Annotated in this window: 11 protein-coding genes; 5 read left to right on the forward strand and 6 right to left on the reverse strand. The window is 74.1% G+C overall.

What is annotated here, in order from left to right:
• Window position 1: 1 nt before the first annotated feature.
• Together GA0070620_RS06225 and GA0070620_RS06230 are read right to left on the reverse strand one after the other, a co-directional pair.
• On the reverse strand, window positions 2–796 hold the full coding sequence (locus tag GA0070620_RS06225; protein ID WP_091588976.1) for an SDR family NAD(P)-dependent oxidoreductase: 795 nt from the start codon (window positions 794–796) through the stop codon (window positions 2–4).
• A 43-nt stretch (window positions 797–839) separates the two neighbouring features.
• Window positions 840–1544: a type 1 glutamine amidotransferase domain-containing protein gene (locus GA0070620_RS06230; protein WP_091588977.1), complete on the reverse strand. Its 705-nt coding sequence runs from the start codon at window positions 1542–1544 to the stop codon at window positions 840–842.
• 125 nt (window positions 1545–1669) lie between these two features.
• Here GA0070620_RS06230 and GA0070620_RS06235 point away from each other — a divergent pair, with 125 nt between their 5' ends.
• The 3 genes from GA0070620_RS06235 to GA0070620_RS06245 all read left to right on the forward strand — a co-directional run bounded on the left by GA0070620_RS06235 (window position 1670) and on the right by GA0070620_RS06245 (window position 5317).
• Window positions 1670–2587 (forward strand): LysR family transcriptional regulator, encoded by a 918-nt coding sequence (locus GA0070620_RS06235; protein WP_197677558.1) that lies wholly within the window; start codon window positions 1670–1672, stop codon window positions 2585–2587.
• A gap of 131 nt (window positions 2588–2718) precedes the next feature.
• Window positions 2719–4062: a glycoside hydrolase family 18 protein gene (locus tag GA0070620_RS06240; protein ID WP_091588978.1), complete on the forward strand. Its 1344-nt coding sequence runs from the start codon at window positions 2719–2721 to the stop codon at window positions 4060–4062.
• A gap of 184 nt (window positions 4063–4246) precedes the next feature.
• A complete protein-coding gene (locus GA0070620_RS06245) occupies window positions 4247–5317 on the forward strand; it encodes a hypothetical protein (protein ID WP_091588979.1) in 1071 nt (356 codons plus the stop codon).
• 54 nt (window positions 5318–5371) lie between these two features.
• On the opposite strand, the gene GA0070620_RS06250 is transcribed toward GA0070620_RS06245, so the two are convergent.
• The 3 genes from GA0070620_RS06250 to GA0070620_RS06260 all read right to left on the reverse strand — a co-directional run bounded on the left by GA0070620_RS06250 (window position 5372) and on the right by GA0070620_RS06260 (window position 10556).
• A complete protein-coding gene (locus GA0070620_RS06250) occupies window positions 5372–6040 on the reverse strand; it encodes a hemerythrin domain-containing protein (RefSeq protein ID WP_172836388.1) in 669 nt (222 codons plus the stop codon).
• A 155-nt stretch (window positions 6041–6195) separates the two neighbouring features.
• The gene (locus GA0070620_RS06255; protein WP_197677559.1) at window positions 6196–9501 is read right to left on the reverse strand and encodes an ATP-binding protein; all 3306 of its coding nucleotides are present in this window, start codon (window positions 9499–9501) and stop codon (window positions 6196–6198) included.
• A gap of 65 nt (window positions 9502–9566) precedes the next feature.
• A complete protein-coding gene (locus tag GA0070620_RS06260) occupies window positions 9567–10556 on the reverse strand; it encodes a GGDEF domain-containing protein (RefSeq protein WP_157741547.1) in 990 nt (329 codons plus the stop codon).
• Between the two features lie 321 nt (window positions 10557–10877).
• On the opposite strand from GA0070620_RS06260, the gene GA0070620_RS06265 reads away from it, so the two are divergent.
• Window positions 10878–11714 (forward strand): GNAT family N-acetyltransferase, encoded by an 837-nt coding sequence (locus tag GA0070620_RS06265; RefSeq protein ID WP_157741548.1) that lies wholly within the window; start codon window positions 10878–10880, stop codon window positions 11712–11714.
• Here GA0070620_RS06265 and GA0070620_RS06270 read toward each other — a convergent pair.
• A complete protein-coding gene (locus tag GA0070620_RS06270) occupies window positions 11656–12891 on the reverse strand; it encodes an MFS transporter (protein WP_197677560.1) in 1236 nt (411 codons plus the stop codon). The two genes, GA0070620_RS06265 and GA0070620_RS06270, sit on opposite strands and share 59 nt — an antisense overlap.
• A 58-nt stretch (window positions 12892–12949) precedes the next feature.
• On the opposite strand from GA0070620_RS06270, the gene GA0070620_RS06275 reads away from it, so the two are divergent.
• A complete protein-coding gene (locus GA0070620_RS06275) occupies window positions 12950–13924 on the forward strand; it encodes an ArsR/SmtB family transcription factor (protein ID WP_091588983.1) in 975 nt (324 codons plus the stop codon).
• The last annotated feature ends 43 nt before the right edge of the window (window positions 13925–13967 follow it).

Raw genomic sequence — 13967 nt, forward strand, 5'->3', positions numbered from 1 at the left:
GTCAGTAGCCGGCGAGCAGGTCGCGGGTCAGCTCCCGCAGCCGGGAACGGTACGCCGGGTCGTACGCCTCGACCGCGGCGCGCGCCTCCTGCGCGCCGTCGAAGTATCGTCCGGTGACCCCGGCGAGGTCGGGCCCATCGACCAGGCGGCGCGTCGCGGACACGCCCTGCTCCAGACTGTCGACGACCGTCATGCCCGAGCGGCTGGACATGGTCGTCGGCATGTACGACGCCGGATGGATGCTGTTGACGGTGATCCCGGTACCGGCCAGCTCGTCGGCCAGGTCCAGGCTGTGGCAGATGAGCGCGAGTTTGGACCGGCTGTAGGCGGCCGGCTGGTGGTGGTCCCGGGCGAACTGCGGGTCGTCGAAGTCGATCGCCTGCTGCCCGACCGAGGCGACGTTGACCACCCGCGCCGCCGGAGCCCGGTGCAGCAGCGGCAGCAGCTCCCGGGTGAGGAGCACCGGGGCCAGGTAGTTGACCGCGAGGCGCAGCTCGTACCCGTCCCGGGACAGCTCCCGGGTGGTGCCGTCCACGTGGAAGCCGACGCCGGCGTTGTTGACCAGGACGTCCAGCCGGTCGTGGGTCGCGGCGACGCGCGCGGCGAGGTCGGTCACCTCGCGCAGCGAGGAGAGGTCCGCCCGCAGCGGCGTGCCGCCGGTGGCGCGGGCGACCTCGGCGAGCCGGTCGGGGTCGCGACCGTGCAGCAGGAGTTGGTGCCGGCCGGAGGCCCCGAGGTCTTCGGCCAGCGCCCGGCCGAGTCCGTCGGAGGCTCCGGTGATGAGGATCAGTGACATGGACGGTTCCTTGCGGTGAGTGCGGAGTCGGTGCCGTGGCCGGTCAGGCGACCGGGTCGAGCCGCCCGAGCAGGGCGGCGGCGACGGCGGCGGACGAGGCCGGGTTCTGGCCGGTGAGCAGGGTTCGGTCGGTCACCACGTGCGACGACCACGGCGCGTCCTCGGTGAAGCGGAGTCCGAGCGTGACGAGCCGGTCGGACAGCAGCCAGGGGGCCCGGTCGGCGAGGCCGGCCTGCTCCTCCTCGGCCCGGGTGAAGCCGGTGACGTGGTAGCCGCGCAGCGGCGACGAGCCGTCCGGCCGCTCGGTCGCGAGCAGGGCGGCGACTCCGTGGCAGACCAGGGCGAGCGGCTTTCCGGCGTCCAGCGTCGTGGTGATCAGTCGAGCCGAGTCCGGGTCGGCGGAGAGGTCCTCCATCGGACCGTGACCGCCCGGGTAGTAGACGGCGTCGTACTCGTCCGGGTCGACGTCGGCCAGGGCGACCGGTCGCCGGAGAGCGGCGACCGCCTCGAGCGTCGCGGCCACCGCGTCGGCGCCCCGCTGGCCGCCGTTGGCCTCGGGCGTGAGGCTGGCCCGGTCGACGGTCGGCAGCACGCCGCCAGGGGTGGCGACGGTCACGTCGTGGCCGGCGTCGATGAGCGCGCGGTAGGGGACGGTGAACTCCTCCGCCCAGAATCCGGTCGGGTGCCGCTGCCCGTCCGCCAGCGTCCAGTGGTCCGCGCCCGTCAGGACGAACACAATCCTTGCCACGTCATACTCCGTGGGACGGTCCCGGCGGGTGGGCCGGGACGGTGATCGGCGGCGGGGACCGCACGCCGGTTGACAGGTCCGACGGTAGGTCGGCGAACGATCGGTCAACCAATAGGATTGGCGTTGTGGCACCCAAGAATTCCGATGGTTCCGCGGTGGGCCGGGGCCTGGATCTGACCCAGCTGCGCACCTTCCTGACCGTGTACCGCGCCGGGTCCCTCACCGAGGCCGCCCGCCGCCTGGGGCTGGCCCAGCCCACCGTCACCGGCCAGATCCGGGCCCTGGAGCAGCAGCTGGACCGCCAACTGTTCGAACGCCTGCCCCGCGGCGTCGCGCCGACCGCGATCGCCAAGGACCTGGCCGCGCGGATCTCCGCACCGATGGACGCGCTCGTCGCGGTGGCCGACCGGGATCCGACGACGCCGGCAGAGCCGGTGCAGCTGGGTGGCCCGGCGGAGCTGCTGGCCGTGCGGATCCTGCCGGTCCTCGCCCCGCTGGTCGCCGACGGCGTGCGACTACGGGTCACCGCGGGGCTCGCCGACGACCTGCTCGACGGTCTGCGGGCGGGGCGTTTCGACCTGGTGCTGTCGGCCGTCCGCCCGCGCGGCCGGTCGGTGTTGGCCACACCACTGATGGACGAGGAGTTCGTCCTCGTCGCGGCGCCCGCGTGGCGCGACCGCCTCGACCCGGTGGACGACCCGGCCGTCCTCGACGGCGTCCCGCTCATCACCTACGCGGAGGACCTGCCGATCCTGCGCCGCTACTGGCGCCACGTGTTCCGGCAGCGACTGGACGCCCCACCGGCCCTGGTCGTGCCCGACCTGCGCGGCGTCCTGGCCGCCACCGTCGCCGGCGCCGGCGTCACCGTGCTCCCCCGCTACCTGTGCGCCGAGGAGTTGCGCGCCGGGTCGGTCGTCGCCCTGCGGGAACCCGAGGACCCGCCGATCAACACCGGCTTTCTCGCCGAACGCGCCAACTCGACGCTCGGTCCGGAGGCGGTCCGGGTCCGTGACGCCATCATCCGGGCCGCGCGGGAGTGGTAGGGGCCGTCGCCAGGTGGGGGCGTCGACCGGGACCAACCGTCGGGCCCCTTGACCGCGGAATGTGATCGGCTTAACTTCATCGATCAGAAAGGTCTCTTAACTATTCCGCCCCCTCCGCCGTGGGAGTGCCGATGCGACCATTCCGCCACCGCCGCCTCACCGCCCTCGTGGCCCTGACAACCCTGCTGGTCACCGCGGCCCCGCCGGCCGCCGCGAGCGCGCACGACAGGTCGGAGCGCCGCGCCGGCTACCACCGGGTCGGCTACTTCACCCAGTGGGGCATCTACGGCCGGGCCTTCCCGGTCAAGAAGCTGGACACCTCCGGGGCGGCGAGCCGCCTCACCCACGTCAACTACGCCTTCGGCAACGTCAGCGAGGACGGCCGGTGCTACGTGGACGGTGGGCCGGGCGAGGGTGACGCCTGGGCCGACTACCAGCGTCCGGTGCCGGCGGAGGAGAGCGTCGACGGCGTCGCCGACGCCTGGGGGGAGCCGCTCAACGGCAACTTCGGCCAACTGGCGAAGCTCAAGGCCAAGCACCCCGGCCTGAAGGTGATGATCTCGCTGGGCGGCTGGAGCTGGTCGACGTACTTCTCGAACGCCGCCCGCACGGACGCCTCCCGCAAGGCGTTCGTCGCCTCCTGCATCGACCTCTACCTCAAGGGCAACCTCCCGAACCTCGACGGCGGCAGCGGTGGCCCCGGCTCCGGTGCCGGCGTCTTCGACGGCATCGACCTGGACTGGGAGTGGCCGAACTGGCCGGGTGAGCCGGGCAACGTCATCCGCGTCGAGGACCGGGAGAACTTCACCAAGCTGCTCGCGGAGTTCCGCAAGCAGCTCGACGCGTACGGGCGCACGACCCACGAGCACCACCCGCTGACCGCGTTCCTGCCGGCCAACCCGGCCGCCATGGACGCCGGGTTCGAGGGCCGCAAGATCTTCAAGTACCTGGACTTCGCCACCGTGCAGGGTTACGACTTCCACGGCAGTTGGGACGCGCGAACCAACCAGCAGTCGGCGCTGCGGGTGCCGGCGGGCGCCCCCGACTCCCCCGACTTCTCCGTCGAGGTCGCGATCGACGGGTGGCTTGCCCGGGGCGCGCCGCGCGACAAACTCGTCCTCGGCATCCCCTACTACGGGCAGGGCTGGACCGGCGTCACCGGTGGCGGCAACGGCCTGTTCCGCCCGGTGACCGGGCCCGCACCGGCCACGCACGCGGCCGGCTACGAGGACTACAAGAAGCTCAAGACCCTGCCCGCCGACGGCTACACCGTCCATCGTGACCTCCGCGCCGGGCACGCCTGGCTGTTCGACGGCACGACCTTCTGGACGTACGACGACCCGGCCGTCGTGCTCCAGAAGATGCTCTACATCCGGCGGACCGGCCTGGGTGGGGCGATGGCCTGGTCACTGGACGGCGACGACGACAACGCCACGCTGACGAAGACGATGAGCCTCGGGCTCACCACCTGGTAGCCGTCGCGACCACCGGCCCGCCCCCGTCCGCCCCCTCCGCGGACGGGCGACGGGCCGGTGGGCCGGACGCCCGATCCACACCGTCGAGAACCATCTATCGGCGCTTCGCCGGGTGGACACGTCCCGGGCGTCCGGAGCCACGACGATCCATTGCGATCTGTCAATTCGGACGCAGGAGCACGACATGCGCGACAGAACCAGCAACGGCCGGTCCCGGATCGCGAGGGCGCTCACCGCGGCGGGCGTCGCGGCGACGGTGGCGGCGGCACAGCTCGTGGCGCCGACGGCCGCGACGGCCGCCGTCAGCCGGGCCGAGCTCGCCCTCCGCTGGGCTCCCATCCACTACCAGGACGTCGACGCGACCGGAACCCACTCGCTGGGCGGCCAGTCGGACTACATCGCCAAGGTCGACTTCGACGGCGACCTGAACGGGCGCAACAACTGGGACCGGACCGGCCAGGCGGGCACCTCACTCGCCGCGCACGCCTACTACTCCGTCGTGGAGACCAGCACCCACTGGTACCTCACGTACCTGTTCTTCCACCCCCGGGACTGGACCGACCACCCCTTCTTCGAGACCGAGCACGAGAACGACGGCGAAGGCGTGCTGCTGGCCGTCGAGCGCGACGGCTCGACCTACGGTGTCCTGCGCGGGGCCGTGACGGTCGCGCACAGCGACTTCTACTCGTACACGCCGGCGGGCAGCACGTGGACGAGCGGACGGGAGACCGTCGACGGCACGCTGCAACTCCAGTCGTCGCCGCACGACTCGTTCACCCACCCGGTGACCGCCCAGGAGGCGCAGGGGCACGGCCTGAAGGCGTACCCGCAGTACACGATCAACGGCGACGGGATCGTCTACTACCCGTCGACGGTCGCCGAGACGCCGAGCAGCGGCAACGACCGGGACGTCCGGTACGCGCTGATCGACATCTTCGCCGCCGGTGGGCTGTGGGCCCAGCGCGCCAACACCAGTCTGTTCGCCGGGCTGGGCACGTTCGCCGGTGACACCTCCGGCGACTGCGGCGCGGGCACCTGGAGCTGCTCGACCAACTCGGCCAACGCCCCGTGGGGCTGGGACGACGGCAACGACCTGCCGGCCCGCGGCGAGTTGGCTAGCGACCCGGCGAAGCTGTCCGTCGAGTACTTCACGGTTCCGGCGGGTCTGTCCCGCAGCTACACCCACAACCCGTACTCCGGCGCCGCCGCGGCCCTCAAGGAAGCGGCCCGGACCGCACCGCCGGTGGTCGACTGAACCGGGACGACCGGGCGCGGCCGGCCCGTCGGGGCCGGCCGCGCCGTCACCGCCTCAGCGGACTGGTGCGGTCCCCCGCGGCGGCGTCGCAGTGCCGTGGACGCGCTTGGCGTGCGCGGCGTAGAGACGGGGCGCGAGGATCGGCATGATCAGCCGGGCGGGAAGCGGCGCCTCGGCGAGCACCGCCTTGACGACCTCCGGGTCGCCCTCGTACATGGCGATGCCGAAGGCCAGCGGCAGGACCTTCTTCGGGGCGTGGCGCATCCCGTGCTCCCCCAGCCCCTTCCACTCGGCGGCGGTGACGTGCTTCTCCGCCAGCGGCAGGATCTCCCGCTCCTCCAGGTCCATGTGCTCGATCAGCGCGGCGTGGAGGGTGTCCAGAGCGGCCGCGAGGGCCTCGCCGCCCCGGGCCGTGGTCCGGAACGCGGGCAGCAGGGCGACGACCTGCGCGTGCGCCGCCTCGATCGCGTGGTGCTGCGCCTCCATGGTGGGGACGATCGCCGCGGCCTCGGCACCGCCGCGCTCCATCAGCCGCGGCCACAGCAGCAGGTCCTCACCCTCGTGGTGAGTGTGCAGGATGAGGCACATGAGGTCGGCGTGGGCGCCGACCACCTCCGCGCGCCGGGTGTCGCCCGGCGCGACGTCCCGAACGAGCTGCGGGAGCAACCCGAACTCCCGGCGCATGGCCGCGTGCGCCATGTACATGTCGCGGACATCGGCCATGGGTTCGTTGTGGTTCCGGTTCACGGTGACCTTTCGAGGACTCGGACGTGTCACGTGCCACCCGCACCGGGGTGCGCGTGGCACGCGATTCCCAGCGTGCCCGGGACCACTAGTAGCCGACTTGAAGACCACTTGGCGCCGGGCCGGGTCGCCGGTCAACGGCCGAGAGCTGCCCGCGCCTCGGCCAGCCAGTGCGGCGAGTCCCACCGCCGCGCCACGTCCGCGGCGAGCGCGAAGTGCCGCGCCGCCTCGTCGGTGTCGCCCCGCAGGCGGAACAGCTCGCCGAGGGTCAGGGCGACCGGGCGCATCGCGACGGTGGTGCTGGAGAACCCGGCGAGCTGGTCACGGACCGGCAGCAGGGCGTCGATCACCGGCTGGGCCAGGTCGGCGCGGTCCAGCGCCATGATCACCATCGCCCGCACGGTGAGGAGAGCCGACTGGAAGTAGTCCGGCCGGTACGGGTAACCGCCGAGGGGCACCGTCCGCGCCTCCTCGACCCGCCCGTCGTCGATGAGGGCCAGCGCCAGCAGGTCGTCGATGAGCGGGCCGAGCGCCGCCCGGGCGAGCCGGGTCGCCGCCAGGTGCTCGCGCAGCCGGCGCTGGCTGATCAGCAGACTGGCGCTGGCGAAGTAGTGGAAGGCGTCCGCGTGCAGGGACCCCTGCCGGCGCATGTGGTCGGCGGCGTCGTCGTAGTGCCGTTGGGCGGCCGCGAAGTCACCGGCGATGTGGGCCAGGGCGCCGCGCGTGCCCAGCGTGACCACCAGCGCCTCGTTGAGCTGGTACGTTCCGGCCATCGTCTCCTGCCGGGCGACGCTGGCGCGTACCTCGTGCGGCTCGTTGAGCGCGGCGGCGGCCTGGCTGAGCACCTGCTCGGCCAGCCAGTCGTAGGTCACCAGGCCGTGCTCGGTGGCGAGCTGACGCAGCTCCCGGGCCAGCTCGCGGCGCTGCGGCGCCTCCCGGTCGTAGCGCATCGTCCGCAGGCGGGCGGCCAGCCCGAGCCCGCGCAGCTCGGGATCGGCCAGCCCGCGGGAGATCGCCAGGGCCTCGCGTCCGGCCTCGGGCCCCCGGGGGTCCGACTCGCCGTCGAGTTCGCTGCTGAGCGCCTCCAACAGCCGGCACCGGTCCACCGGCGGCAGCTCCGATCGGCGCAGCAGCCGCGCGAGCAGGTCCACGATCCGGCGGTCCACGACCCCGTACGCGCGGATCGCCCACGGGGTGGCGACCGTCCAGGCGGTGAACGCCGCGACCAGCAGCTCGTCGCGCCCCTCGGCGACGGCTAGGTCGACCGCCCGGGCGCGGGTGTCCCGGGCGGCGGCGACGGCGCCGGCGCGGGCCTGCGCGCGCAGGAGGCGCCCCATCAGGTCGATCCGCAGCGCGGCGCGGTCCCCGGCGACCGTGCCGGCGGCCTCCAGGGCGTGGGTGAGCAGCTCGGCGGCGGAGTCGTGGGCGTACCGCCGCTCGGCGAGGTCCGCGGCGCGGATCGCGTAGTCGACGGCCAGTCGGGCGGTGTCCGGCGACGCCGCGCGGGCGTAGTGGTGGGCCAGGGCGGAGTGGTCGTCGGGGCGCAGCGCGCGAATCGCGTCCGCGACGCGGGCGTGCAGGCGCGCCCGACGCAGGTGGGAGAGGTCGGTGTAGATCGTGTCGCGGACCAGGTCGTGCGGAAACCGCACCCGCCCCGGCGACGGCTCGGCCAGCAGGCCGGCGACGAGTCCCGCGTCGAGGGCGTCGAGGACGCCGCTCTCGTCCCCGTCGGCCGCCGCCACGAGGATCGCCACGTCCGCCTCCCGCCCGACGACGGCGGCGAGGCGCAGCAGCGCCACCGCGGTCTCCGGCAGCCGCGACAGGCGTCGGCGCAGCACGTCCCGTACGCCCTCGGGCACCTCGGACGTGGCGACCAGCGCGCCCTCGGCGGCGAGCAGTCGGGCCGACTCCCGAACGTAGAACGGGTTGCCGCCGGTGCGCGCGGTGAGCGCGGCGACGGTCTCGGGATCGACGGGTGTGCGGGCGACGCTGCCGACCAGCCGCTCGACGTCGGGCGCGGCCAGGCCGCCCAGGTGCAGCCGCTCGGGTGACCGGCGGGCCAGAGCCGCCATGGTGGCGGCGAGCCGACCAGGGTTGTCGCCCGGCCGCAGCGCCACCACGAACAGGACGGCGGCGTCGGTCAGCTCGACGGCGGAGGTCAGCAGCAACAGCGTCTCGCTGTCGGCGGCGTGCAGGTCGTCGAGGAGGACCGCCAGCGGACGCTCGGCCGCGGCGGCACCCAGCCAGGCCACGACGGCCCGGTGCAGCCGGAACCGGCCGGCGGTGACGTCACCGGCGGGACCACGGTCCGTGTCCCCCAGCAGCGGGGCCACCTCCGGCGCGAGCTCCGCCGGCGGGACCACCCCGGCGAGTTGTCGCAGCATCTCGACCCACGCCCACGCCGGCGGGGCACCCTCGACCTCGGGGCAGCGGCCGGCCACCGTCGTCCAGCCCGCCGCGACGAGTTCCTGACGCAGGTGGGCGAGCAGGCTGCTCTTGCCGGCGCCGGCCTCACCGGAGACCACCGCGACCCGCGGCCCGTCGGCCGTCGCCGTGGCGGCCCGCCGCAGGCGCGCCAGCTCGGCGTGCCGCCCCACGAACACCTCGTCGGGTTCGAGCGGCGGCACGGGGGCCGGCTGCCGGGTGACCCGCGCCTCCGGTGCCGCGGGCGACGGGAGCAGCACGTCGAGCCGCTGACCCAGGATCGCGGCCTCCACCGCGACCAGCGCCGGACCCGGGTCGAGACCCAGCTCCTCGACCAGGACGGCGCGGGCCCGGCGCAGCGCCGCGAGGGCGTCGCCCTGCCGGCCGGTGCGCCAGAGCGCCAGCGCCAGCAACCGCCAACTCTCCTCGCGCAGTGGAAACTGCCGCGTCATGGCTTCGGCCTCGGCGACCGCCTCGGCGGCATCCCCCATCCGCAGGCGCACGTCGAGCAGCAGTTCCCGGGCCACGAACCGCAGCTCCTCCAGCCGGGTCACCTCCGGCTGGGCCCACGGCTGCTCGGCGAACTCGGCGTACGCGGGCCCGCGCCACAGGCCCAGCCCGGCGCGCAGGAGTCGCCCGGCCCGTTCGGGGTCGTCGGCCCGGGCCACGCGGGCCTGGGCGAGCAGCGTCTCGAACCGCCAGGCGTCGACCGCGCCGTCGGGCAGCCGGACGGCGTATCCGGGTGGCGCGGTGACCAGCAGCCGGGCCGGTGCCCGGGGTTCCCGGTCCGGCTCCAGGAGGCGGCGCAGGTTCGACACGTACGCCTGGAGGGACGCGACGGCCCGTGGCGGCGCCTCGCCCCGCCAGAGCTGCTCGACCAGCCGGTCCACGGAGACGACCTCGCCGCGGGCCAGGACGAGCATCGCGAGCACGGCCCGCTGGCGCGGGCCGCCGAGGGCGACCGCATCGCCTCCGTCGCTCTCCGCCTCGAAGGGGCCGAGCACCCGCAGCAGCATGACCGGGTCATCGTAGCCCTGATGATCACTCAGGGAGCGGTCGTCAGCCGGAAGAGTCGGGCAGGTCACGGCAGCGCGAAGCCGCCGCGCGGGGAGGACCGGGCGGTCCGTCGCTCCTGCTTCGCCCGGTAGAGCCGCCGGTCGGCCACCCCCATCAGCGCGTCGAGGGTCTCCCCGTCCTGCGGGGCGGTGGCGCAACCGATGCTGACACGGACGTGCCGCCCGACCACGGTGTCGATGCGGGCGGCCACCGCGCGGGCCGCGGACGCGTCGGTGTCGGCCAGGACGACGACGAACTCGTCACCGCCGACGCGCGCGACGGCGTCCTCGGGGCGCAGCACGTGCCCGGTCGCCGCCACCGTCCGCCGCAGCAGGTCGTCGCCCGCCGAGTGCCCGAACCGGTCGTTGACGAGCTTGAAGTCGTCCAGGTCGAGGCAGAGCAGGGACACGGCGGGCCGTCGGCAACCCCGGAACAGCTCGCCGGCGAACTCTACGAGCCCACGCCGGTTGAGGGCCCCGGTGAGCGGATCCCGCGCCGCCAGGGACCGCAGCTGGGACCGCTGCCGCGCCAGGATCCGCGTCTGCCTGGCGCACACCGAGGTCAACACCAGCATCCCGGCGACGTACACGAAGACGTGGCCGGGCCGGGTCGGCGGCCCGGCCACGGCGACGGCCAGGTACGACCCGACAGTCAGCGCCTCCAACGCGATCATCATGCGCAGGCTCGGGGTGTAGCTGGCGACGAACACCGCGGTGGTCACGAAGCCGAGGGTGGTCGGCGAGGCCGCGCCCCCGTCCCGGTAGGCGCCGAACGCCACGACGGCGAGCGTGACCAGCAGGAGGGTGAACGACACCAGGTAGCCCCACGCCTTGGTCGTCACCGACCGCGCCACCCACAGGCCGAGCAGCCCGGCGGCCATCCCGCAGGCGAACCCCGCGGCCATGACCCCGCGGCCCGACTCGCGGACCGTCAGGCCGCAGTAGACGAGCGCGACCGCGTGCGAGACCACGTGCAGCCCGGCGCTGAGCGCCATCCGCCGCCGACGCTCCTGCACCCCCTGATCCGCCACAGCCGAGCCCTCCGGACGAGAGAACCGGGCGACGCTGAGGGAGGGCCGGTCAGCGGGGTACGCGGACACCGCTGACCAGGCATCGTCGCATGCCGCCATTGAAAGGTGTGGGCCAGATCACCGTCAATGCCGGGGTGGCGAACCAGGCGCGCAGGAGGCGATTTCGCGCGGAGAGTGGCGACGGGGGAACGGTACGTGACCCTCGGCCGGATGTGTGCCGACGGTCACCGGCGCGCCTGCGAACCACGACGGCGGCCAGGCCGTCCTGAAGGGTGACCGGTGAACACCCGCACCCCGGAGGCACCCGTGGCACCAGCAACCGACCCCACCCGACTCGCCGAACTTCTCGAGGCCGAGGTGATGCACCGGATCGGCCTTGCGGGCCCCGAGCCCGCCCGTCGCGCGCTCGGCGCCACGGTCCACCGCGTGGGTGGCGGAACCGTGCTGACGATGAGCAACGACCCGATGGGCGGCTTCTTCAACAAGTCGGTGGGCCTCGGTCTCACCGAGCCGGTCACCGACGCGTTGATCACCGAGGTCATCGACCTCCACCGGCGCAACGGCAGCCCGCTGGCCCACATCCAGATCGCCCCGGACCGTCTCCCCGCCGACTGGGCCGACATCAGCGCCCGGCACGGCCTGACGCCGGGCAGCACGATCGTGCGACTGGTGGGCGAGGTCGACGACGTCAAGCCGGCCACCACCGACCTGCGGGTGGGTCCGGTCGAGGACGCGCGGATCGACGAGTGGGCGACGCGGGTGTGGGAGTTCTTCGACGCCCCGAACGAGCACCTCGCCGCGTACGTCGCCGCGGCCGCGCGGACCGACGGCTTCCGGGCGTACGCCGGGTGGGACGGCGACGAGATGATCGCCGTCGGCACCGTGTTCGTGCACGGGGACGCCGCCCACCTCAACTCGGCCGCGACCCGCGCGAGCCACCGACGGCGCGGTGTGCAGGCGGCCCTGATCGCCGCCCGGGCCGAACACGCCGCCGCGGCCGGAGCCCGCTGGCTGGTCAGCGAGGTCGCCCGGCCCGACGTGGAGGACGCCAACCCGTCCCTGAACAACATGGTGCGTGCCGGGCTCACCCGCCGGTACGACCGGACCGACTGGATCTGGCGACCCGGGGCCGGGGCGGCGTGACGACCACGCCGGCCGCCGGCCGGGTGTGGCGCAGACCCGGGGTGAGCAGCAGCGTCGTCGCCAGCGAGAGCGCGGCCAGCACCGCCACCGCGTGGTGGGTCGCCACGACGTCGGCGAGCGCCCCGGCCAGCGCCGCGAACACCGCCTGACCGGTCAGCATCCCGTTCTGTTGCAGGCCGAGAACCTGCCCCCGGGCCTCCGCCGGTGAGTGCGCGATCAGGCGTTCCTGCAACGGCAGCGACACCGCGAAGCCGACCGACGCCACGAGGGCGACGACCATCGCCAGCGGCAGGTCCGGGCGCAGGAGAAAGGCGAGGTACGGCACGGGTAGCAGGAACCGCAGCGGCGCGACCCAGCGTCGGCGCGCCACCGGCGGCAGGTAGCGGCCCACCAGCACGTCCCCGGCGAGCATCCCGAGGGCCCCGGCGGCGAAGAGGAATCCGGCGCGGTCCCCCGCGTACGGAAGGAACAACGCCTCGCAGCCGACGACCAGGCCGTTGGGCAGCCACAGGTTGAGGTAGAGCGACCGGCGGCCCGGATCCGCCAACAGCTCGCGGTTGATCCGCAGGGTGCGGGCCGTCGAGGTGCGCTCCCCGGCCCGGGCCGGTCGTTCCCGCAGACCGAACCAGGTCACGGCCGCCGCGACGGCACGCAGCGCGGTGGCGACGAGGAACACCTGGTACGGACTCAGCCAGACCAGGAGCGCGCCGCCCGCGCCGAAGCCGGCGATCTGCATGACCCCGACGCTGATGTTCAGCGTCGACCTGCCGAGCACGTACGCGCCGGCGGGCAACATGTCGTTGATCAACGCCCAGCGAGCGCCACCGGTCACCGACCCGACGTACGCGACCAGCAGGATGGCGACGAACCGGGCCACCAGCGGCAGCTCCGGGACGGCCTGGACGGCGGCTCCGGCGACCGCGACCAGTGCGGCGAGCGTCAACGCCCGGCGTGGCGGCAGGCTGTCGGCGGCGGAGAGCAGGGTCAGGCTGCCGAGCACGCTGGCCAGCGGCGCACCGAACATGCTCAGCGCGGTGAGCAGGGCCGAGCCGGTGGCGGCGTACGTCAGCGAGCCGAGGGCCAGCGACGAGGTGGTGTGCGCGGCGATGCCGGCGCAGTTGGCCAGGAACAGGTTGCGGAATTCGTGGACGGCGAACAGGTCCGAGTACGTCCTCACGCCGACGATCCTCGGGCCGCCCCGGGCGGGCCAGTAGTGTTACGGCTGGAGGCGAAACATGGGGGTCTGGCAGGTGCCGGTGGACCTGCTCGCGCGCAGCCGGTTCGTCATCTCGCCGATGACCGAGACCGTCGCCGCGCTGCGGGCGCTGGTCAACCCGCGTCACCCGTGGCAGCACGCCTGGCGGCGGCCGTACGCCGGGGCGTACGAACGGATGCTGGCGCAGCGGCCGGTGGCGCGCGCCGTGCTGGCGGCGTCGTTCGCTCCACGCTGGACGGCCGACTTCCTCACCCTCGCCCCCGCGACGCCGGCGCCCACCTTCGCCGAGGAGCTGGCGGTCGTCGCCGGGCGCACCGACGAGCAGATCCGCGCGGAGCTGCGGGCGACCCGCCCCGGACCCCTCGCTGACGCCCTGCTGGTCGACGGGCTCACCGAGCAGGTGGTGGGCCTGCTCGACTGGATCTGGACGCACACCGTGCGACCGGAGTGGCCACGGCGGGAGCCCCGGCTGCGCGCGGACATCGTGGCCCGCACGGCCCGGCTCAGCAGCGAGGGCTGGCAGGGCGTCCTCGCCGACCTGCACCGCAGCATCCGCTGGTTGGGCGACGGCCGCCTGGAGGTCAATGACCTGCCCACCCCACCGCTGCCGCTCGACCGGGCCGAGCAGCTGGTGTTCGTCCCCGCCCACTGCGTCCGGGGCTGGGTGCTCTGGGACCAACCGACCCACTTCGGCATGGTCTACCCGGCGAGCGGCATCCTCGCCGACCGCCCCGCGCCGGCGCCGGACGGGCTGGGCCGGCTGATCGGCGCGAACCGAGCGGCCATCCTCGTCCGGTTGGCGGCCCCGATGAGCACGTCGCAGCTGGCCGCGGTCACCGGGCTGTCCCTGGGGACGGTCGGCGACCACCTACGGGTGCTGCTCGACGCCGGTGTGGTCACCAAGCGCCGGTCCGGGCGGGAGGTCCTCTACTGGCGCAGCCCGCTCGGCGCCGCCCTGGCCGGTGAGGCGCCGGACCCGGGGCGCCCCGTCTGACGCGTGCCCGGGACAGCGCGGGCACCCGACGAAATGCTACCGT

This window comes from Micromonospora krabiensis (assembly GCF_900091425.1).
In the GTDB taxonomy this organism is placed as follows: Bacteria; Actinomycetota; Actinomycetes; order Mycobacteriales; family Micromonosporaceae; genus Micromonospora; species Micromonospora krabiensis.